Origin of the sequence: Parasaccharibacter apium (assembly GCF_002917995.1) — a bacterium.
Lineage (GTDB): Bacteria > Pseudomonadota > Alphaproteobacteria > Acetobacterales > Acetobacteraceae > Bombella > Bombella apis.
Genome location: NZ_LMYH01000015.1, coordinates 16,377 through 36,266 on the forward strand (window position 1 = coordinate 16,377; position 19,890 = coordinate 36,266).

At 57.9% G+C, this 19,890-nt stretch carries 16 protein-coding genes and 1 CRISPR repeat array; of the genes, 13 read left to right on the forward strand and 3 right to left on the reverse strand.

Annotated elements, in window-relative coordinates; all coding sequences use genetic code 11:
- Positions 1–276: 276 nt before the first annotated feature.
- The 9 genes from cas3 to ASO19_RS07455 all read left to right on the forward strand — a co-directional run bounded on the left by cas3 (position 277) and on the right by ASO19_RS07455 (position 9,933).
- On the forward strand, positions 277–2,802 hold the full coding sequence (gene cas3 / locus ASO19_RS07415; RefSeq protein ID WP_181005233.1) for a CRISPR-associated helicase Cas3': 2,526 nt from the start codon (positions 277–279) through the stop codon (positions 2,800–2,802).
- A gap of 166 nt (positions 2,803–2,968) precedes the next feature.
- Positions 2,969–4,456, forward strand: coding sequence for a type I-E CRISPR-associated protein Cse1/CasA (gene casA, locus ASO19_RS07420; RefSeq protein WP_181005234.1), 1,488 nt, complete (start codon positions 2,969–2,971; stop codon positions 4,454–4,456).
- Positions 4,453–5,001, forward strand: coding sequence for a type I-E CRISPR-associated protein Cse2/CasB (gene casB / locus ASO19_RS07425; protein ID WP_086431671.1), 549 nt, complete (start codon positions 4,453–4,455; stop codon positions 4,999–5,001). The genes casA and casB overlap by 4 nt, the downstream gene beginning before the upstream one ends.
- Before the next feature lie 53 nt (positions 5,002–5,054).
- Positions 5,055–6,119, forward strand: a complete 1,065-nt coding sequence (cas7e, locus tag ASO19_RS07430; RefSeq protein WP_086431672.1) for a type I-E CRISPR-associated protein Cas7/Cse4/CasC — start codon at positions 5,055–5,057, stop codon at positions 6,117–6,119.
- Positions 6,119–6,811 (forward strand): type I-E CRISPR-associated protein Cas5/CasD, encoded by a 693-nt coding sequence (gene cas5e / locus ASO19_RS07435; RefSeq protein ID WP_103765717.1) that lies wholly within the window; start codon positions 6,119–6,121, stop codon positions 6,809–6,811. Before cas7e ends, cas5e begins: the two co-directional genes overlap by 1 nt.
- Positions 6,808–7,491 carry a type I-E CRISPR-associated protein Cas6/Cse3/CasE gene (gene cas6e / locus ASO19_RS07440; protein ID WP_103765718.1) on the forward strand — a complete coding sequence of 228 codons (684 nt, stop codon included), beginning with the start codon at positions 6,808–6,810 and terminating at the stop codon, positions 7,489–7,491. Before cas5e ends, cas6e begins: the two co-directional genes overlap by 4 nt.
- Positions 7,488–8,438: a type I-E CRISPR-associated endonuclease Cas1e gene (cas1e, locus tag ASO19_RS07445; protein ID WP_103765719.1), complete on the forward strand. Its 951-nt coding sequence runs from the start codon at positions 7,488–7,490 to the stop codon at positions 8,436–8,438. The genes cas6e and cas1e overlap by 4 nt, the downstream gene beginning before the upstream one ends.
- Entirely contained in the window at positions 8,438–8,719 is a 282-nt protein-coding gene (gene cas2e, locus ASO19_RS07450; RefSeq protein ID WP_081562540.1) for a type I-E CRISPR-associated endoribonuclease Cas2e, read from the forward strand. Before cas1e ends, cas2e begins: the two co-directional genes overlap by 1 nt.
- 90 nt (positions 8,720–8,809) lie before the next feature.
- Positions 8,810–9,631: direct repeats of the CRISPR family, unit length 29 nt; unit sequence CTGTTCCCCGCCCATGCGGGGATGAACCG.
- Positions 9,632–9,636: 5 nt separating this feature from the next.
- Positions 9,637–9,933 (forward strand): hypothetical protein, encoded by a 297-nt coding sequence (locus ASO19_RS07455; RefSeq protein ID WP_103765720.1) that lies wholly within the window; start codon positions 9,637–9,639, stop codon positions 9,931–9,933.
- Here ASO19_RS07455 and ASO19_RS07460 read toward each other — a convergent pair whose 3' ends face one another.
- Together ASO19_RS07460 and ASO19_RS07465 are read right to left on the reverse strand one after the other, a co-directional pair.
- Positions 9,934–10,725 (reverse strand): hypothetical protein, encoded by a 792-nt coding sequence (locus ASO19_RS07460; protein WP_146046931.1) that lies wholly within the window; start codon positions 10,723–10,725, stop codon positions 9,934–9,936.
- 562 nt (positions 10,726–11,287) lie between these two features.
- Positions 11,288–13,390 carry a TonB-dependent siderophore receptor gene (locus tag ASO19_RS07465; protein WP_103765726.1) on the reverse strand — a complete coding sequence of 701 codons (2,103 nt, stop codon included), beginning with the start codon at positions 13,388–13,390 and terminating at the stop codon, positions 11,288–11,290.
- Between the two features lie 331 nt (positions 13,391–13,721).
- Between ASO19_RS07465 and cysG the strand changes: the two genes are divergently transcribed.
- The 4 genes from cysG to ASO19_RS07485 are packed head-to-tail and all read left to right on the forward strand — an operon-like array spanning position 13,722 to position 17,578.
- Positions 13,722–15,167, forward strand: a complete 1,446-nt coding sequence (gene cysG, locus ASO19_RS07470) for a siroheme synthase CysG (RefSeq protein WP_308455503.1) — start codon at positions 13,722–13,724, stop codon at positions 15,165–15,167.
- A complete protein-coding gene (locus ASO19_RS07475; RefSeq protein ID WP_103765722.1) occupies positions 15,167–15,508 on the forward strand; it encodes a DUF2849 domain-containing protein in 342 nt (113 codons plus the stop codon). The genes cysG and ASO19_RS07475 overlap by 1 nt, the downstream gene beginning before the upstream one ends.
- Positions 15,505–17,187: a nitrite/sulfite reductase gene (locus ASO19_RS07480; RefSeq protein WP_103765723.1), complete on the forward strand. Its 1,683-nt coding sequence runs from the start codon at positions 15,505–15,507 to the stop codon at positions 17,185–17,187. Before ASO19_RS07475 ends, ASO19_RS07480 begins: the two co-directional genes overlap by 4 nt.
- On the forward strand, positions 17,174–17,578 hold the full coding sequence (locus ASO19_RS07485; RefSeq protein ID WP_043561850.1) for a DUF934 domain-containing protein: 405 nt from the start codon (positions 17,174–17,176) through the stop codon (positions 17,576–17,578). Before ASO19_RS07480 ends, ASO19_RS07485 begins: the two co-directional genes overlap by 14 nt.
- A gap of 80 nt (positions 17,579–17,658) precedes the next feature.
- On the opposite strand, the gene ASO19_RS07490 is transcribed toward ASO19_RS07485, so the two are convergent.
- On the reverse strand, positions 17,659–19,890 hold a 2,232-nt coding region (locus ASO19_RS07490; protein WP_103765724.1), incomplete at its 5' end, for a TonB-dependent receptor.

The following is a 19,890-nucleotide window of genomic DNA, read 5'->3' on the forward strand; positions in this document are numbered from 1 at the left end:
ATTTTTGACATGTCCTGATGGAACTACCATTTGTGCCCATCACAAGGCAGCTGGAGCTGTCAGGAGGGGGGCTGCAGGATATGTCAGAGGGGGAAGCAAGGTCACGGAACGCCTTGTATTCATGCGTCTTCCCAGTCAGTTTCAGCCCAACATGATCAAAACCGCCCGGAATAATGCTGGTGTTTGTCTGGCGACCCCAAAGTTCATTTGAACTTCTCCAATCGCCTGTTACGCTCGACATGGTCGATAGTTGTATGTCCAGGGGAGAGAAATCAGATGAAAGAATGGCTTGATTGGCCCGCCAAGAGTGCTCATCCTCCTGAAACTATTGAACATCCGGCAATTTATCATATGCTCGATGTAGCGGCTGTCGCTGAGCAGCTGCTTGCGGAATCGCCTTGGCCATCTGCATTGAAACAGGCTTTTATTGCACTGGCAGGCCTGCATGATTTAGGAAAATTCAGTGAAACATTTCGAGGAATGTTACGTGAGGGGGCATATCAACCATTCACGCACTGGGAACTGACTGAAATTCTTCTGCTGACTGAAGATGACTGGTTGGCGGAGTGGCTGGGCGGTACCGAAGACGTTCGGGAAGTTTTATATGCGGCTGTGGCCGGGCATCATGGCCGCCCTCCTCAGACAAACTTGCAGAGACGGGAGCTGAGGAAGTGCCTGCGGGCTGTCGGAGATGGCCATGAAGCAGCACAACGTTTGTTGGAGATTTTCAGGCAGCTCTGGCCGGAGGCTTCTCTTGATTCCCTGGATGAAGAAGCAGCGACAAGTTTTTCCTGGTGGCTGCCTGGGTTCTGTACGGCAGCCGATTGGATAGGGTCCAATACGACATGGTTCTCTCCAAAGGAATTGGAGCTGGAACCGGAGGCGTACCTGAAAGAGGCACGTGCAATTGCCCAAAAAGCCGTGAAAGAAGCTGGCTTGAGTGGAACAACAGCCCGTGAAGGGGAGTTGTTTGATTTTGCACTGAGGCCACTGCAAGAGGCATGCGTTTCTCTGACCTTGCCAGAAGGCCCCGCACTGGTTGTGCTGGAAGCCGAAACCGGGGTTGGTAAAACGGAAGCCGCTCTTATTCTGGTGCAGCGTATGATTCTGGCAGGGAAGGGGCGGGGATTGTTTTTTGCTCTGCCTACTATGGCCACAGCTGATGCCATGTTTGGGCGGGCCAGGCGGGTCATGGAGACGATGTTTACAAACCCGTCCTTGACCCTCGCTCACGGTCGGGCCGGTCTGTCCGTGCCGTTCCGTGACCTTGTCAATGAAGGAAGCAGGACGGGTAAATCTGATGATCAGTCCGGCGTGACAAGTGCTGAGTGGCTGGCTTCAGATAATAGACGGGCCCTGTTGGCTGATGTTGGGATCGGCACGATTGATCAGGCTTTGCTGTCCGTTCTGCCGGTACGGTTTCAGACATTGCGGCATTATGGCCTTGCTTCCAAGATACTGGTGGTTGATGAGGTTCATGAAATGGGTGAGCCCTATATTGCGGAAGAGTTGGTGGCTCTGTTGCAGATGCACAGGGCCATGGGGGGCTCAGCTATATTGCTGACAGCGACTCTGCCACTCAAATTACGGGCCCGCCTTCTGGAGACGTACGGCGGCATTTCTGAATCTCACGCCTATCCGGCCATAACTGTCGCCGGAGGTGAGACCGTAACACAGTTTGATGATGATGCTCGGCCCCAGAAAGGGCCTGTCATGGTGGAGCGGCTTTCCACGATGGATGAGGCGGTGCGATATATTGCCCAATCTGCAGCAGGTGGAGCTGCCTGTGTATGGGTTCGCAACGCCGTGGATGATGCCATTGCTGCGGTTGATGCGTTGCGGGCTGAGGGGGTGCAGGCCCATCTGCTACATGCCCGTTTTGCCTTGTGTGATCGCAAAAAGCTGGAACAGGAAGTGCTGGATCGTGTGGGGCGGAATGGGACTGGCCGTAAGGGATTTGTTCTGGTTGCGACACAAATTGTTGAAGCCTCGCTGGATTTGGACTTTGATGTCATGGTGTCCGATCTGGCCCCGATTGGCTCCCTGATACAGCGTGTTGGCCGTCTATGGCGGCATATGGATGTGCGGCCTGCCACACAGCGTCCCGTCCCGGCACCTGTTTTGAAGGTCCTGTCACCAGACCCTGCCGAAGTGCAGGATGACCGCTGGTTGCAGAAAGTTTTGGAGAGAGGGGCTTGGGTTTACTCATTGCCGGATATGTGGCGGACGGCTTCGGTTCTGTTCAAGGCTGGCCAGATCAGGACCCCAGATGGTTTGCGCTCCCTGATAGAAGCTGTACATGGCGATGAGGTGGAAAACCTGCCCTCCGTACTGGATGGGGCGGAGGCAGAAGGGTGCGGAAAGGCCATGGCTGCGCGGCATCGTGCTCTTCAGAATCTTGCCACTATTGAAGATGGCTACCGGAAGGGCGGCTGCGGTGCGGATGATACGACCTATCCTACCCGGCTTGGGGATGAAACCCGGATTCTTGCTTTGGCCCGCCAGACGGACCATGGCCTTGTCCCATGGGCACAGGCCGAAGGAGTTCCTTCGGATGAGTTGGGCAGGAGTGAGCTGGCAGCTCTATGGGCATTGTCGGAAGTTTCTGTGAGGAGCAAGCGGCTTGTGGGGCTGGACCTTCCAGATCAGGACAGGGCCGATATTCAGGAAGCTCAAAGATATTGGCCACAATGGAAGAAGAAAGCCGTCACGATCTGCCCGGTTCATGAAATAGATGGAGCTATCTGTCAGGGTGTTTATTATAGGAATGATATAGGACTGCTTATATACCATTCTTCCTGATCTGGTAATTTCATTGATTTTTCCAGCCCATTATTCCTCATCTGTTTTGATTTGTGACTTGTTAATGGGCTGGAAATGACACAGAGTGATATCGGAGTGCTGTATTTTTCTGCTGGTGCATGAAGACGCAGCAGATGGTTGATCTTGTAACACCTAGAGGTTTCTGGTGTCTCTAAATCTGATAACAGACCCGTGGATCCCTGTACGATGCGACGATGGTAGCAGGCGGATTATTGCACCATGGCAGATGGCAGAAGAGGGTATGCTCTTCCCGGACTGGGTCCGTCCTGACCTGAATGTTGCCTGTCTGGAGCTGCTGGTTGGGCTTGTCTATCTGGCAGATCCACCAGCGAACAAGAAGGATTGGCGGGCCCGCAGGCGGGCTGATCCAGAGCGTTTGAAAACGAAATTGGCTGCTTATGAGCCGGCCTTTCATCTTCTGGGTGATGGTCCCCGCTTTCTTCAGGACATGGAGAAGCTTTCAGGCTCCCCTAATCCGGTTGACATGCTGTTCATCGATAGTGCGGGTGGGCAGACCATGCGCAATAACATTGACGTCATGGTGCATCGCAGCCGTTATTCATGTCTTTCTCTGCCGGAAGCGGCGATGGCGCTTTACACATTGCAGGACTTCGCTCCATCTGGTGGAGCTGGAAACCGCACCTCCATGCGTGGTGGTGGGCCACTCGTGACACTTCTCGATCCCGGCGAAGAATTATGGGACCTCGTCTGGCTCAATGTTCCGTTCGGTCAGCCATCCGACATGAAAGACCTGCCGTGGATGAGGCCGACACGGACATCGGAGCCTGGGCGGGCATCCGTCTATCCGTCTGATGAAAAGAGACACTTTGACGTGGAAGCGTTTTTTGGCATGCCCCGCCGTCTGCGCCTTGTAGGGGATGACGAGGGTATAACAGGTGTCATACAGAGGCCCTATGGCACGAACTATGCCGGGTGGCGGCATCCTTTAAGCCCTTATTACCGGCTCAAGGTCACGGAGGACTGGCTTCCACGCCATCCACGGGCTGGGCGGTTTGGCTATCGTAACTGGCTGGGTATCATTGCTGAAGGTGAGCCCAAGAAAGCGCATGAAGAGCGTTTGGCCAGTTTGGCACTGATCGTGAGAGAGTGGTGTGGACGAGAGAGAGGGGATGAGGCGTCCGTAATTGTAGCGGGCTGGGCCATGAACAACATGAGTCCGAGAGATTTTGTCTATTCCCGCCAGCCGCTTTCTCGCCTGTCCGAGGATGCTGAAGAGGTTTTGCGAGGTTTTATTGAAGCTGCCGAGATGGTGGCGGCAATGTTGAACTGGGCATTGTCATCCGTTCTGGATACTGGTGAAGCACGGGAAGCGCAACGTGAAGAGTTTTACCTGAAAACTGAACCCGCTTTTTATCATTGCTTCCATCAGATAGCCGCCGGCGAGAGGCCCTCTGAAGAGTGGCTGAATGCGTTGCGAAAGCAGGCTCTGGGTCAGTTTGAAGCTGTTGCTCTGCCGGGGCTTTCCGAGCGTGACATGCAGAGCATGAAGAAAATTGCCGAAGCCCGGAAGCTTCTGAACATAGAGTTGTGGGGATACGGCAAGAAGGCAGGTCCGGCCCTGTTTACAGCATTGGGTCTCCCCGTCCCGCAGAAGAAGAGGAAGGCCGCATGAGTGAAAAAACAGACATTGGCGTGAAGGTCTTTGAGTGGTGGCAGAAAAATCTTGCTCCACGCACGCAGTCTGCGTCGAAGGATGCAGAAGAAAGCGGGAAGAGCGAAACGGAAAAGATGCCGGGCCAAACAGCGGCACGCACGCTCAGTGCGAAGTTGCGTCGTGGGGGTTTCCCTGATCTTCTGTTTGAACCGGAAGTGCATCATCTGGTGCGTACGCTGAATGTGCGGGAGCATGAGCTGAAACGTTTTTGTCGGCTGGTTGAGATACTGGGCAGTGTGCGGACCAATAGCCACAGCACATTGGCAGAGCGGTTGAGAGGGGCAGATAAGGAGCCATTATTGTCTCCTCTAAGGTTCAAGCAGTTAATGACAGCGGAAGATGAAGAGCTGGCTGCGTTATTGCGGCGTGCTGTGCAGATGGCAGAGTATCGCTGCAACGTTGCAGCCCTCGCACGGGATGTCATGTTCTGGAATGATCGGACCAAGACCCGCTGGTGTCTCGATTATTTTGGTGCTGCGAATTCGGGAGACAAGACAGAATAGCACATGTGTTGCTGGTCTCGTTTTTATCCATTTATCAAGTAGGTTTTTGTGTCATGACAAATTTTGTCCAGTTCCATGTTCTGACAACTTATGGTCTCTCCAATCCCAATCGTGACGATATGGGCCGCCCCAAACAGGCCGTGATTGGTGGGGAGGTGCGTATGCGTCATTCCTCACAGTCGGTCAAACGGGCCTTGCGGGAAAGCACGTTCTTCAGCAACGACCTTGCAGACCATATGGGGACAAGAACTAAACGCCTGCATGGTGGGCTGGTGCAGCATCTTTTGAGTAAGGGCGTTGCCGAGAAAAAGGCTCAGGAGAGTGCAAGTACTGTTGCTGGCATTTTCGGCAAACTGGAAGCGGCTGACAAGGAAACGGGCGAACAGATCGCCACGACACTCGCTTTTATTTCACCAGATGAATGGAAACTGGCAAAAGAGCTGGCCGAAAAAGTCGCTGCCGGGGAGAAACCGCCCAAAGACAAAGACCTGAAGAAAGAGGTCCTGCGTCGGGCTGATGGGGCGGTGGATATTGCCATGTTCGGGCGTATGCTGGCCTCCGATGCCGACTTCAACCGGGATGCCGCCGTGCAGGTGGCTCATGCGTTCACGACCCATCGTTCAGTAGCGCAGGAAGACTGGTTCTCCGCTGTGGATGATCTGAACAAGGATGATGAGCGTGGTGCTGGCCATATCGGTGAAAGCGCCTTCGGTACGGGGGTGTTCTACCAGTATGTCTGCGTCAATCTGGACCTGCTGGTTGAGAATCTGGCCGGTGACAGGGAACTTGCAGCCAAGGCCATGGAAGCATTGGCTCGGGCGCTGTCTCAGGCCACGCCTCGTGGCAAGCAGAACAGCTATGCCCATCGGCCACGGGCACATTACATGCTGGCAGAACAGGGTGAGCAGGCACCCCGTGATCTCTCAGGTGCGTTCTTCCATGCTGTAAAAGGTGAGAATCTGCTGGAAAGCTCCATTAAAAAGCTGGAAGAGACCCGGAAGGCCATTGATGATGCCTACGGGCCGTGCTGGGCTGCCGAAGCTAAATTGTGTGTGGGCAAAACCGGAACACTGGATGAACTGGTCGCCTTTGCAGGTAAAGCCGTGCGGGGTGAGTGATGGCTTCCCCTTATCTGGTGTTTTCGCTCTCGGCCTCCCTGGGGTCGATGGGCGAGCTGGCCGGGCATGAGCGGCGGGGGTCGCTGCTCTGGCCGGGCCATTCCGCACTGATCGGATTGATGGGAGCTGCGTTAGGCATACGGCGTGATGGCGATTTCTCTGGGCTGGACAGTCTGAAGATTGACGTGGCGGTGTTTGACAGCGGCACGGCTCTGCGTGACTTCCATACCATTCAGTCCGTCCCTGCGGCGGCGGTGAAGAAGCCAAATTCCCGCCCGGAGGCAATTCGGAAAGCGGGAGGACGGCTGACAACCAGCATCACTCTGCGCGATTATCGGGCGGGCGTGTTCTATGGCGTGGCCGTGCAGGGTGAAGGGCTGGAGGAGATAGCGGCAGCGTTACGCAAACCGCATTTTACGCTCTATCTTGGCCGTAAATCCTGCCCGCTTTCATCCCCTCTGAATCCTCAGGTCGTACAGGCCGATACGGTCGAGGAGGCCTTGGGGCAGGTGAAAGTGCCTTTCTGGCTTTCCAGACATGTTGATCTTTCTGAAAAGGTCATGGTTGTCGGCGAGCAGGGCAGCCAGCGGGATTACGTGCATGATGTCCCACTGGACCGGCAACGCTGGCACTTTGCTGCACGGGATGTCGGAATACGGCATGTTGAACTGCCAGGGAAGACGATGAAATGAGCTGGTATCTAAGTAGAATCCGCCTTTCCCGCAGCCCTGCCGTCCGTGTTCTGGAGGCTGCCCTGAGAGAGCCGGATACGGGGCTGAGGCGGTCATCGCAGCATCATATGCTCTGGTCTGCCTTTGCGACTGATCCCAACCAGAAGCGGGATTTTCTCTGGCGTGCAGAAAGTGACGGGAGCTTTCTTACCCTCTCTCCACGCCTTCCACGGGATGATAACGAGCTGTTCGAGCCTCCTCAGTGCAAGCTTTTTGCCCCTGAACTGAAGGCAGGGGACAGGCTCGAGTTTCAGCTTCAGGTCAATGCGACACGGATGAAGCGTGATACGGGCAAGCGTGTGGATGTCGTTCTGGATGCGATTCACGCTATTCCGAAGGAGGAACGGGCAGAGAAACGCATGGACCTTGCCCAAGAAGCAGGTCTTGCCTGGCTGACACGACAGGGTGAGAAAGCGGGTTTTGTGCCGCATCATGTATCTGCCGATGATTATCATACCGAGACGCTCCCACGTTTTGGAAACGAACGGAAGAGGAGCAACCGGCCTGATTTCGGTATTCTGGACCTCTCAGGCCAGCTGGAGGTGACAGACCCGGAGGCGTTTCTGGCCCAGCTGGTCCGGGGCTTTGGCCGGGCCAAGGCCTTTGGTTGCGGCCTCATGCTGATCCGGCGGGCTTCATGAGCGGGGCGGGGAAAGGCGGGTTACCCGGTCTGACCCCGCCAAAACCCATCCCTCTGAAAGATCGGGCTTCCCTGATTTTTGTCGAACGGGCGCAGCTGGATGTGCTGGATGGTGCCTTCGTAGCGGTGAACGCTGATGGTACGAGAACCCAGATTCCCGTTGGCGGTCTGGCGGGCATCATGCTGGAGCCGGGTGCCCGTATCTCTCATGCAGCCGTGTCGCTGGCCGCCCGTGTAGGCACGTTGATCACATGGGTAGGGGAAGCTGGCGTGCGGTTATATTCTTCCGGTCAGCCTGGTGGAGCACGGGCGGACCGTCTGTTATGGCAGGCCAGTCTGGCTTTGAATGATGAGGCCCGGTTGCGTGTCGTGCGAGAGATGTACAAGCGGCGTTTCAAGGAGGAGCCACCTGCTCGGCGGTCGGTGGATCAGCTGCGTGGTATTGAGGGAGCTCGTGTAAGGGAAAGCTACGCCCTGCTGGCTGCTCAATATGGTGTCAGCTGGAAACGCCGCTCTTACGACCGGAAGGACTGGGACGGCTCGGACATTCCCAACCGTTGCCTCTCAGCGGCCACGGCCTGCCTGCATGGTTTGTCCGAGGCTGCTGTGCTGGCAGCAGGTTATGCCCCGGCAGTGGGGTTCTTGCATAGCGGGAAGCCTCTTTCTTTCGTGTATGATGTGGCAGACATCTTCAAGATGGAAACCGTTGTGCCAGAAGCTTTCCGTATTGCAGGCAAGGCGGAAAAGGGGCGGCTGGATATGTCCCCAGACCGGGCCGTGCGCCTGGCCTGCCGGGACAGGTTCCGCAAGGAAAAGCTGCTGGAGAGAATCATTCCGACCATTGAGCAGGTTCTTTCGGCTGGCGGTCTGCCTCGTCCCGAGCCCCCACCGGAGGCCGTGCCCGTCGCTTTTGAAGATGAAACCTTTGGCGATCCGGGGCACCGTTGATGCTGGTTGTGGTGGTCACCAATGCGCCACCCCGCCTGCGTGGCCGTCTGGCAGCATGGCTGGTGGAAATACGGGCTGGGGTCTATGTGGGCAGCTACTCCAGACGGACAAGGGAGATGGTCTGGGAGCAGGTACTGCTTGGCCTTGGGCCTGAGGGTGATGCTGTCATGGTTTGGCATGTTCCCAACGATCAGGGATATGAGTTCCGTACGGCTGGTCACAATCGCCGGATGCCGGTTGATTTCGATGGATTGAAACTGGTTGCTTTTCGACCGGAATAAAGCGAAGGAGTGAGGTATTAAATTCTGGTTTAAGTTGGTACGGTCTTTGACAATAAAAAAAGTCATGTCTTACAGTACGTTGCAGGAAGTCTGTTCCCCGCCCATGCGGGGATGAACCGAATTTTCGGAGACAAGCGGGGGAGCGTCAAAGCTGTTCCCCGCCCATGCGGGGATGAACCGCTATCTCGATAGGCTTTATCCCGCTCTAAAGCCTGTTCCCCGCCCATGCGGGGATGAACCGCCATCGGGGGGTACCCAAGAGGGGCGACGGTGCTGTTCCCCGCCCATGCGGGGATGAACCGTATCCGGTTGTCAGCGTGCCCTGCACGGCGGGCTGTTCCCCGCCCATGCGGGGATGAACCGCTTGTGCCTGCTTGTTGCCTGCCGTCTTGGGACTGTTCCCCGCCCATGCGGGGATGAACCGGCCCAGAGGATCCGTCAATATCTCAGCGCCGTCTGTTCCCCGCCCATGCGGGGATGAACCGCTGCTTGACGGACATGGCCAGCGATTTTTGTACTGTTCCCCGCCCATGCGGGGATGAACCGCATTACCTATTTCGTGAGACCTGGAATACCAGCTGTTCCCCGCCCATGCGGGGATGAACCGACGACGGCGAGGTGCGCCTGGATCGCCTGAACCTGTTCCCCGCCCATGCGGGGATGAACCGGCGGCGATTACTGGGCCGTTTCTGGACAGGCGCTGTTCCCCGCCCATGCGGGGATGAACCGAACACTGGCAGCAACGGGCAGACGGGCCCGGGCTGTTCCCCGCCCATGCGGGGATGAACCGGCCCTGGGCTTCCCGAAAGCCACCATGACACCCTGTTCCCCGCCCATGCGGGGATGAACCGACCTTTTTTGATGCTCTGGCCCAGTTTCGCCACTGTTCCCCGCCCATGCGGGGATGAGCTGTCTTCATGAAAGACTCCCTGGGAACAGCTGGGGATCAGGGGAAAGTCCTTAAAAAACTTGAGGAACAGCGCAAAGAGGCCAACATCCTCATATTGAGGATGCCGGGGTATAAATCAAGCGAAGTCACCCTATCCGGCTACGAGTTCGACCGCACATCTCAATCAGGGTGCGATCTTCTGGTCGTCCGAATGACTTTGCAGGAAGTGCGTTTCGGGGCGAAAAAACGGGTGGTAATGAAAAATTGGACACCTGTTGAAGCCGACAATATGGGGAATAAAATCCCCCAGAAAATTAGCGGTTAATTATTCATCCCCTAGCGTGAAATCAACCTCTGCTGTCCCGATACCATAGTTATTGATCTTTATGTCAAAATCTTCTGATGACCAGCACTTTGCGGTGACAAAATCCTTAGCTGATTTAATTATGTCATCACCAGTACCTTTTGGAGAAGAAAAATGGCATGAATCTGCCCGCCAGTAATTATCATTACCTTTCTGGAAATGACATGTCGCATCAACATGCCCTTCTCTGCCTTCTTGTTGCGCCGTTTCAGGGAACTCAACCCTTATGAAACGACACTGATCTACAAAATACTTGCTATCAGGAGCAGTAAGGTATGCGGGAGGGCGCAGGTTTTTCCTGTACTCTCTGGCGTCCTGCTTCTGCCTCTCCAATATGGCGGCTATCACCTTGTTCCTTGCAGTGCTGGTCACGCCCCATTGCAGGCGTTCATTTTCTCCCTCGATGGCTGAAAATGGTGGGATCGTGAGAGCATCATGCTTCAACGCTTCTGGCTCGCAGATATGGTCGACCACCATGCCTTCCCCCTCGCCGGGGAAGAGACTCATTCCTCCCTCTACGGCGTGGACAACAGGACGTGCAGACATGGCGCATCGTGATGATGGCTGATACTTCATCGCCCATGCTGCCCATCGTGCCGTTTCTGGATCAGCGCCGAACTGCTGAAGGATAAACCGTGTGTGCGATTCTTCGTAGGCGGTCCACTCAGCGTCTGTCATTGGCGGTGCGGCATGGGCAGAACATGACACGGCACAAGCCGCCATGGCGGCATACAGCACACGTCTTTTCAGCATTTCTCCAGCCTCATCAGGTCATCGTCATGTCTCAGTATGCCATCCCTCTCACCAGTTCTGCTAGCCAGACTTTCGGGGTCACTCTTTCCGGCCAGTCATATACCGCACTTCTTGAATGGCGGAGCGGGTATGGGTTGTTTCTGTCTCCAGCAGCAGGCGGCATACTATCTATCCTTCGCCCATGCGGGGTCTCACCATTATTGAATGTCTTGATGAAGGCTGTGGCTTTACCTATTATCGGTGGTGCAGCGTATGGTGATCAGGCGATATTCTGCCGGCCTGGGCCGCCCGTTAGGGTAGTTGCGTTATTGTGGGGTTTGCGGCAGGCCCCACCCATACGCTGTCTTGGTTTTTTGTGTTCGGGAAGCTTCGCCCGGTGATGCGGTGGCGGGGCCTGCAATGAACCCCGCAAAGCGCCACGTGGCGGGTTGCCACAGCTGCGGCCTGCAGATTGTCACCGTGTCGCACCGCATCGGCAGCAGTTGATGTTAATGGGAACGTGACGTCAAGAGCTGTTATCCTGTACGGCAAGACAGATTTCCTGTAGTTTTTCTGCTTTGTTTCACCATCGATATGAGAGATCACCAAACAGGGCACGGCCAGGAGCGTAGGAGCAGTTGGTCGTGCTGGTACATACGGAAACATATTTCGAGTTGGCAATGTTTGTGCCATTCAGCTGGAGGTGCCATCTCCGGTAATCAAGATGGGCCTCAATATCGCCAACCAGCTGGGAGGGTACGATGATGGTGGCTGGCAGGGCACCGGCCGTTGTGCCCGTATAGCGGACGCCCCCACCAATTCCGGCACTGAAGGTGCGTGTGATGATGAAGTTGCGCCGCATGAAGAAGGAAGCCATGCGGGAGGGGACCGTCACGGGGCGTTGGCCCACCTGGTTTTGTGTGGCGGCACTGCCTTTGGTGATGCGTGGGTCCTGCACCGTGAAGGAGGCGAGGAGGTCGATCCTGTAGGGGAGACGCCCGACAAATTCCGCTTCAAAACCACGGGTCCGCTGGGCACCGAGCTGTATCTTGTCGCTGGAATGGAGAGGGTCCTGCACCAGGTCATTCCGTTCTTTCAGGGTGAAGACATCCAGTGTGAGCAGGAAACGGTCGCCAAAGATGGAGTCTTTGCGGGGCCTGTATTTTATTCCGGCCTCCAGCAGCCGTCCCCGTGTCGGGGAGAAGGCGGTGCCATCATAGGTCGTGCCAAGCTGCGGACTGAAGGACGTGGCGTAGGAGACATAGGGAGCCACACCCCAGACCGATTGATAGAGCAGGGCCGCCCGGCCAGTGAAGGCGTTGTCCTTCTGGGGTGTGCGCTTGCCCGTATTGTTGTTGACCTGCACGCTCTGGGTGAAGTCGCCACGACCGGAGAGGGTGAGGAAAAAACGGTGCCAGTCAGCCTGCTCCTGCCCGTAAAGGCCCGTCTGTGTCCCAGTCGTGTTGTAATTTCGTTTGGACGCATAGGCGGGCATGGCGATGGCCCGATAGACTGGCTGATAGAGGGACAGGTTGGGCGCTTTCCTTTCGCCACGCCGTTCCGCCATGAAGTCGCTGCGGAAATCGACACCGGTAAGCAGAATGCTGTGGAGGGAACCGAAATGGTCTTTCCATTCCGATCGTGTATCAAGCGTTGTGGTGTTGTAATTGCCGGACTGCAAAAGGGCCGTGCGGGATATCGTGTCCGTGTTGACCAGCTTTGGCTGGGCAACCGTGCGGTACAGTACGTCCATGTGGGCAAAACGCATGTTCTGCGAGAGCGTCCAGCCCGGCAGCAGTTCCTGTCTCAGCGCATAGCCGACTGAAAGCTGACGTTTGGAATAGACATCGAAATTCCGGTCGCCGGACAGGAAGTTGCGGGGCAGATAGCCATGCCGGGTGGGCACGACCGTGCCGACATAGGGCAGGAACTGCGAGCTGGACCCCGCATCCAGCTGCTCATAGCTGCTCAGGAAGGTGAAGTCCGTACGGGAGGAAGGCTGCCAGCGCAGGGAGGGAGCCACATAGATTTCATTGTTCTTGATGTGGCGGGCAAAGGTGCCCGATTTGTGGATCAGCCCGTTGAACCGCCACAGCCAGTGGCCCTGCCTGTCAAGGCTGCCTCCAATGTCCACGGCTCCCTGCCGCCGGGCATAGCTGCCTCCCTGTACGGAGATGATGTTGGTCTGGTGCTGTGTGGGACGCTTGCTGACGGCATTGATGATGCCGCCAAGCTGGCCGGACCCGTACAGTGCGGAGCTGCTGCCACGGATGATGTCCATCTCCTCCAGCCCCCAGGGTTCTATGGAGAAGGACTGCGACGTGGCGGCGTTGGGCGTGCGTGTGCCATCAAGATAGATGTCGGGTGTGAAGCCACGGATGGTGCCAAAATAGCCCCGTGGGTCATCTTTCCCGCCATAGTCGGAGACACCCGCACTGTAGCGGATGGCCTCCGTCAGGGTGCGGCTGTTGAGCATGTCCATTCTGGCCCGGGAAATGACCGTCAGGTTCTGGGGTGTGGTTTCCAGCGGCGTGGCCGTTTTCAGGGCCGCCTGTCCCGTACCGGCAAGGAGGGCACGGGCCCTGCCACGGACAAGGATTGATTCGACAGGTGGTTTGGGGGGCGTGGACGCTTTGTGTGTCGTGTTTTTCCGTGTTTCTGGCGGGAGCGGTGCCTCGGCTGCCATGACGCATGATGGAAGGATGAAACCTCCCAGAATGAGAAGCCCCCGGAATGATCTGGATGAAACGGGACGGAGCAAAACGGCCTCTTTAATATGAGAATGATTATCATCATCAAATATAAAAAGTAGTTTAATTTCGCAAGCGCTTTCACATTCCTGTGATGAGATGACAGGGCTGTAAGATAAAGCGGGACAGGCAGCCATCCATTATGGGCAGAATGGCGGTTTTTCCCCCTGTGAGCTTGGGAATTTATTAAAACTAAAAAACATAGTGATTTATAAAAACAACAAAATAAAAAGTTGATTTTTATCCCAGATTTGACATGCTCCCCGCATGATGACAAAGCCCTTTTCCTATCTGCCCATCGTTCTGCGGACGGACCAGCGTGACGCCCTCCTTGTGGGGGGCGGGCAGGTGGCCGTGCAGAAGATGCGTCTGCTGAAGGGGCGATGCCGGATGATCCACATCTGGGCAGAAACACTGCATCCCGAGCTGGCAGCTCTGGTGGAGCAGGGGCAGGCTGCGTTCCGTCAGGGCAGGGTGGAAGAAGACGTCCTTCAGGCCGTTCTGCCAGACATGGCACTGGTCTTTGCCGCCACGGATGATGAGGCCGTCAATGAGATGGTGGCCCGTCAGGCCCATGCGCTGCGGGTACCCGTCTGTGTGGTGGATGCCCCGGCTCTTTCAAGCTTCATAACTCCGGCTCTGGTAGACCGGTCCCCCGTGCAGGTGGCCATCACGACTGGCGGGGCCTCTCCGGTTCTGGCCCGTCGTGTCCGGCAGATGGTCGAGGCCATGCTCCCGGCCAGAATGGGTGAGGCCGCCCGTTTCATGCAGAAGCAGCGGGGCTGGCTGAAGGACCGCCTGCCGGGGATGAAGCAGCGGCAGCGTGTCTGGGAATCTTTCGTGGATGGTCCGGCCTATGAGGCTGCCCTGGCCGGGGAGGAAGACCGGGCACGGGAGCAGCTGGAGCAGCTCGTGGCGGAGGCCGAAGGCGAGGCGGACCGCCCGCAGGGTGAGGTCTGGCTCGTGGGGGCTGGACCGGGAAACCCGGACTGGCTTACCCTTGCGGCCCTGCGCCTGATGCAGAATGCGGACAGTGTCCTGTACGACAATCTCGTGGCGCCGGACGTGCTGGACCGTGTGCGGCGTGATGCCGAGCGTGTCTATGTCGGCAAGAAGCGGAGCCATCACACCCTGCCGCAGAGCGACATAGAGGCCGAGATGCTGCGCCGGGCCAGGCGGGGTGAACGTGTCCTGCGGCTGAAGGGGGGTGACCCTTTCGTGTTCGGCCGTGGGGGGGAAGAGATGGAAACCCTGCTAGCTGCCAATGTGCCGGTACGGGTCGTGCCCGGCATCACGGCGGCCAATGGCTGTGCCGCCGCCGCCGGGATTCCGCTGACCCATCGGGACTGCGCCCAGAGCTGCGTGGTGGTGACAGGCCATGCCCGGGCTGATGGAACGCTGAACCTGCACTGGCCCAGCCTTGCCCGCAGAGGGCAGACGGTCGTCATTTACATGGGACTGAGCTCGATGGCGGAGCTGTGCTGGAAGATGCAGGATCATGGCCTGCCGGAAAGCTGGCCAGTGGCGGTCGTCCATCGGGGGTCCTGTGCAGACCAGCGTTGCGTGACGGGCACGCTGGGCACGATTGCTGAAGATGTCCGTCGTCAGGGGCTTCAGAGTCCCGTACTGATCATTGTGGGAGAAGTGGTGCATCACCGTGGCGAGGTGGTGCAGGCTGTGCCCGGTTACAGCACATCGAAGGAGAGTGCCTGATGAAACGTCTTTCCCGCCCGGGAGAAGGGGAAATCCTGCTGCTGACGGCCAGCCGTCTGCTGGATGGCCGTATTGTCTGGCTTGGCGAGGGGGATCACTGGCATGAATCCATCGCCGAGGCTGTCCGCTTCACCTATGAGGAGGCCGGTCCGGTTCTGGAGCGTGCCCTGGCCGAGGCGGAACAGAAAGAGGTCGTGGCCGTATATGAGGTCGTGGCCAGGGATACCCGGCCTCCCGAGCCTGTCACGACACGGGAAGCCATCCGGGCCCACGGGCCGAGCGTTCACCCGGATTTTTCTTACGATCATGCCCCGGTGCGGGAAAAGGAGAAGGTAGGATGACACAGCCTGCGTCACGGTCTGTCGGGCATTACCAGTATGAGGAGCGGGACCGGACCTTCCTTCAGGAGCGCATCAACGAGTTCGAAGGGCAGGTCCGTCGTCGTCTCTCCGGCGAGTTGAGCGAGGAAGAGTTCAAGCCCCTGCGGCTGATGAACGGGGTCTATCTCCAGCTTCATGCCTACATGCTGCGGGTGGCCATTCCCTATGGCGTGCTGGACAGCCGCCAGCTGCACAGGCTGGCCGATATTGCGGCCAGGTATGACCGGAATTACGGTCATTTCACCACCCGGCAGAACATCCAGTTCAACTGGATTGCGCTGAAGGACGTCCCGACCATCCTGCGGGAGCTGGCCGAGGTGGACATGCACGCCATCCAGACCAGCGGCAACTGCATCCGTAATGTCACGTCGGACGAGTTTGCCGGGGCCGCGAAGGATGAACTGATGGACCCCCGCATCCATGCCGAGATCGTGCGGCAGTGGTCCACCCTGCATCCCGAGTTCACCTTTCTGCCCCGCAAGTTCAAGATCGCCATTTCCGGCAGCCCGGAAGACCGGGTGGCGGCCCGTTTCCATGACATCGGCCTGCTGGCCCGTCCTGGTGAGAATGGTCCGCTGTTCCGTCTTTTCGTGGGCGGTGGACTGGGGCGGACGCCGGTCGTCGGGCAGGAACTTTTCGATTCCGTGAAGGAAGAAGACCTGATCGCCACGCTGGAGGCCGTTCTGCGTGTCTATAATGCGTTTGGACGGCGGGACAATCTCTACAAGGCCCGCATCAAGATTCTGGTGCAGACCATCGGTCTGGAGGCCTTTCGTAAGGCCGTGGAGGAAGAGCTGGCCCGCATGGACCGTTCTGCTTACCGGCTGACACCGGAGCATGTGGCGCAGATTCGTGCCCGTTTCGCCCTGCCGGACCTCAAGGCCCCGGCAGATGCGGCCGACGTGCTGGAGCAGCACAGGAAGGCTGATCCCGTCTTTGCCCGCTGGGTGGCCAGCAATACCCATCCTCATCAGGATGAAGGTCATATCTGTGCCGTCATCTCCCTGAAGACACCGGGGGCCATTCCCGGTGATGTGACGGCCGAGCAGATGCACGGTCTGGCTGATCTGTCCGAGCGTCATTCATTTGGTGAGGTGCGGGTCACGCATCTTCAGAATCTGGTGTTCGGGCATGTCCGCAAGGACCAGCTGCATGAACTGTGGCAGGGCCTGAAGGCACTGGGCCTTGCCGCACCGAATGTCGGTCTCATCAGCGACATCGTGAGCTGCCCGGGGCTGGATTACTGCAATCTGGCCAATGCCCGCTCCCTGCCACTGGCGCAGAAGCTGGGGGCCCGTTTCGGCGATGCCGACCTGCAGGCCGAGATCGGGGCCTTGAGCATCCACATGTCGGGTTGCATCAATGCCTGCGGGCATCATCACGTGGGTAATATCGGTCTTCTGGGGGTCGACAAGCGGGGGGCCGAGACCTACCAGATTCTTCTCGGCGGGGATGCCGGGGAGAATGCGGCCATTGGCGGGATTCTGGGCCCGTCCTTTGCAGAGGATGAAGCCGTGGATGCTGTGGCCCGCATCGTGGAGTTCTATCTCGGGCAGCGTCAGAAGGGGGAGACCTTCGCTGCGATGCTCAAGCGGTGTGGCCTGAAGGCTTTCAAGGAGGTGGCTTATGAAACTGTTTGATCTCAGCGGGCGTAAAACGCTGGAGGCGGCCTCTCCCGTTCCTTTCGAGGAGTGGAAGGAAACCCGGCAGGGCACGGCCATCTCTCTGGCACCGGATGTCGAGGTGGAGGAGCTGCGCTCCCATCTTGGCAGCCTGACACTGATCGTGCTGGAGTTCCCCGTCTTCCGGGACGGGCGGGCTTTCACGCAGGCCCGGTCCCTGAGGGAATATGAGGGGTATGAAGGGGAAATCCGGGCGTCCGGCCATCTTCTGCCGGATCAGGCCATTCATTTCAGACGTTGCGGGTTTGACAGCGTGGTTCTGCCGGATGGGGCCAACGTGAAGGACTGGGAAGACCAGCTGGGACGCTATCAGTTCTACTATCAGAATACCGCCGTCAGCCCCGCCTGAGGGGGCGGCTTCTGGGAGAGCCTACAGAAACGGGCCGGAAGGGACTGTCCTTTCCGGCCCGTTCTTGCAGGTGGGGTGTCTCAGAACTCCGCCTTGACGGAGCCGAAGAACTGGCGGGGTGCGCCAAGAAGGATGGACTGGTTGTTGTAGGCTGCTCCGCCCTGGTTATCCATCGTGAAGCCGTTCTGGCCCACGGTGGAGGCGTATCTGGTGTTGGCCAGATTGTAGATGTTGAAGGCGAAGACCAGATTCCTCACGGCCGTGGGGTTGCGCATTCCGAGATGGGTCATGTCCAGCGTGTAGATCAGGCCGAAATTGGCCAGCCAGTAGGTTGGCAGCTTGTAGTCGCCCACATAGTCATAGCTGCGCTTCCCATAATACTGGGTATCGACATAGGCCTGTAGATGCCGCCACTCATAGGAGAGGCGGGCCTTGTACATGAAGCGGGGATACGCCACCACCTGCCGACCTTTCGTGGCATAGAGCGTTCCGCCGCTGCGTATGTTCTGGTCGTACGTTGCCTTGTCGTAGCTGATGCTGTTGAGCAGGGCGAGGCCGGGCAGCGGCGTGATGGTGATGGCCCCATCCACGCCATTCATGGTCACGCCCCCCACATTCTGCACTGTGGAGGTGTTGTTGGTGAGGATGGACCCGGCCCCCGCGCTGCCCAGAATCTGCTGGAGGCGGTTATGGAAGTTGGTGCGGTACAGGTACAGGCTGCTCTGGATAAGATGGTCAGTGTAGCGGTAGCCTCCGGCGAAGGTCCAGGCCGTTTCCGGCTTCAGGCTGTTCTTCGTGGCGTTGTAGGCAAGCTGGGACACCGCAAAAGGTGAGTTGCTGGAGTTGTAGCCGGACTGGCTGTAGGCATGGGCATTCTCGGAAATGTCGAAGAAGAGCTCATGATGGTGGAGGAAGTGCCAGTCCCCGCTGATATGGGGCAGGAAGGCCTTGGCGGTCGTCAGGCTTTCTCCGCTGGCCAGAGCCGGGAAGCGGGGTTCCCAGTTGGTGGCATGGCCCACACGGGTCGTATTGAGAATGGACTTGAAGCCAAAATGCAGCGCAACGGACCTGATGGGGTGATAGGTGTCCTGCACGTAGGCCGTGAAGCTGTTGGTGTTGTAACGCTGCCCCCAGAGGGTCCGGCCGGGAACGTTCCTGAAGCTTTTGAATGGATTCAGGGGTGTGCCGTTGGGGCTGTCGGGCTGCTGGTAGGCATAGGCGTAGGAATCATACCGGTTGTTCTCGTACCAGAACCCCACGGAGAGATCATGCCGCTTCAGGCGGTAATCGAAGGAAGTCAGCCCGCCGAACCGTTCGATGGAAGGATGGCGGACCTGCTCGAAAATGGGGCCACCATTGAGCTGAACGGTATCGACGCCATTCTGGTACGCATAGGGGCTGGCATAGGTGCCGTGGCCGGTCTCGCTGTGGCCATAGAGGCTGCTTTTCCATGTCAGGCGGTCGGTCAGGGCAAGGTCAGCCTTGATGCCTCCGAACAGGTCGGACGAGCTGGCCGTACTGTCGTAGTAGGAAACATCCTTGGGGTCTGACAGCCGGTCATAGGCGGCAGGGTACTGCCCCCGTGCGGCCCGGTAGGCTCTGGCCCATGCGCCGGGCCGCCCGTAGAAATTGTCCAGCCGGGACCCAGCCTGGTCCAGCCAGCTGGGAGCGTAATCCTGATAGTTCACCATCTGGAGGGCATCCCAGTTGAAGAAGGCGGAAACCTGGCTCCGTTCCCCGATGGGCTGGACCAGCTTGGCATTGACCTGCTGCATGAACTGGTCTCCGCTGCCCTTCCATTTGTCGCCCTGATTGCGCATGTAGGAGACGTAGAACTTCGTGCCGCTTTCATTCAGCCTGCCGGAGTCGAACCGGAAGAAGGAATGGAACAGCGCATTGCTGCCGAAGGTCTGGGCAACCAGCCCTCCCGTTCTGTTCTTGGGGTTGCTGGAGACGTAATTGATGCTGCCCCCCAGATTGTTGGTGCTGGCCGTGCTTTCCGCCCCGGCACTCTGGGTGACCTCCAGCCGTTCCACATTCTCCGAGGAAATGGCCTGTAGCGGGTTCAGCCCGTTATAGTTGCGGAAGGTCGGCTCCCCGAGGGGCAGGCCATCCAGCGTCATGCCGATCTCGTTCTGGATGAAGCCATGCATGTAAATCTGGGTCGAGTAGGTGTCCACACCCTGCGGGTCGTCGGACTGGAACTGCACGCCCGGCATCTGGGCCAGCGTGCGGAGGGGGTTGGTGCCGGGTACCTGCTGTTCCAGCTGTTTGTGCCCCAGCACGAGCTGCGTGCCCTGAACGATATGGCG

Excerpts from the sequence above, each read along its gene's own strand:
- cas2e (WP_081562540.1), top strand. The coding sequence starts at position 8,438 with ATGCTGGTTGTGGTGGTCACCAATGCGCCACCCCGCCTGCGTGGCCGT.
- ASO19_RS07485 (WP_043561850.1), top strand. The coding sequence starts at position 17,174 with ATGAAACTGTTTGATCTCAGCGGGCGTAAAACGCTGGAGGCGGCCTCT.
- cas5e (WP_103765717.1), top strand. The coding sequence starts at position 6,119 with ATGGCTTCCCCTTATCTGGTGTTTTCGCTCTCGGCCTCCCTGGGGTCG.
- ASO19_RS07460 (WP_146046931.1), bottom strand. The coding sequence starts at position 10,725 with ATGCTGAAAAGACGTGTGCTGTATGCCGCCATGGCGGCTTGTGCCGTG.
- ASO19_RS07480 (WP_103765723.1), top strand. The coding sequence starts at position 15,505 with ATGACACAGCCTGCGTCACGGTCTGTCGGGCATTACCAGTATGAGGAG.
- ASO19_RS07465 (WP_103765726.1), bottom strand. The coding sequence starts at position 13,390 with ATGGCAGCCGAGGCACCGCTCCCGCCAGAAACACGGAAAAACACGACA.
- cysG (WP_308455503.1), top strand. The coding sequence starts at position 13,722 with ATGATGACAAAGCCCTTTTCCTATCTGCCCATCGTTCTGCGGACGGAC.
- ASO19_RS07455 (WP_103765720.1), top strand. The coding sequence starts at position 9,637 with ATGAAAGACTCCCTGGGAACAGCTGGGGATCAGGGGAAAGTCCTTAAA.
- ASO19_RS07475 (WP_103765722.1), top strand. The coding sequence starts at position 15,167 with ATGAAACGTCTTTCCCGCCCGGGAGAAGGGGAAATCCTGCTGCTGACG.
- cas3 (WP_181005233.1), top strand. The coding sequence starts at position 277 with ATGAAAGAATGGCTTGATTGGCCCGCCAAGAGTGCTCATCCTCCTGAA.
- casB (WP_086431671.1), top strand. The coding sequence starts at position 4,453 with ATGAGTGAAAAAACAGACATTGGCGTGAAGGTCTTTGAGTGGTGGCAG.
- cas6e (WP_103765718.1), top strand. The coding sequence starts at position 6,808 with ATGAGCTGGTATCTAAGTAGAATCCGCCTTTCCCGCAGCCCTGCCGTC.
- cas1e (WP_103765719.1), top strand. The coding sequence starts at position 7,488 with ATGAGCGGGGCGGGGAAAGGCGGGTTACCCGGTCTGACCCCGCCAAAA.
- cas7e (WP_086431672.1), top strand. The coding sequence starts at position 5,055 with ATGACAAATTTTGTCCAGTTCCATGTTCTGACAACTTATGGTCTCTCC.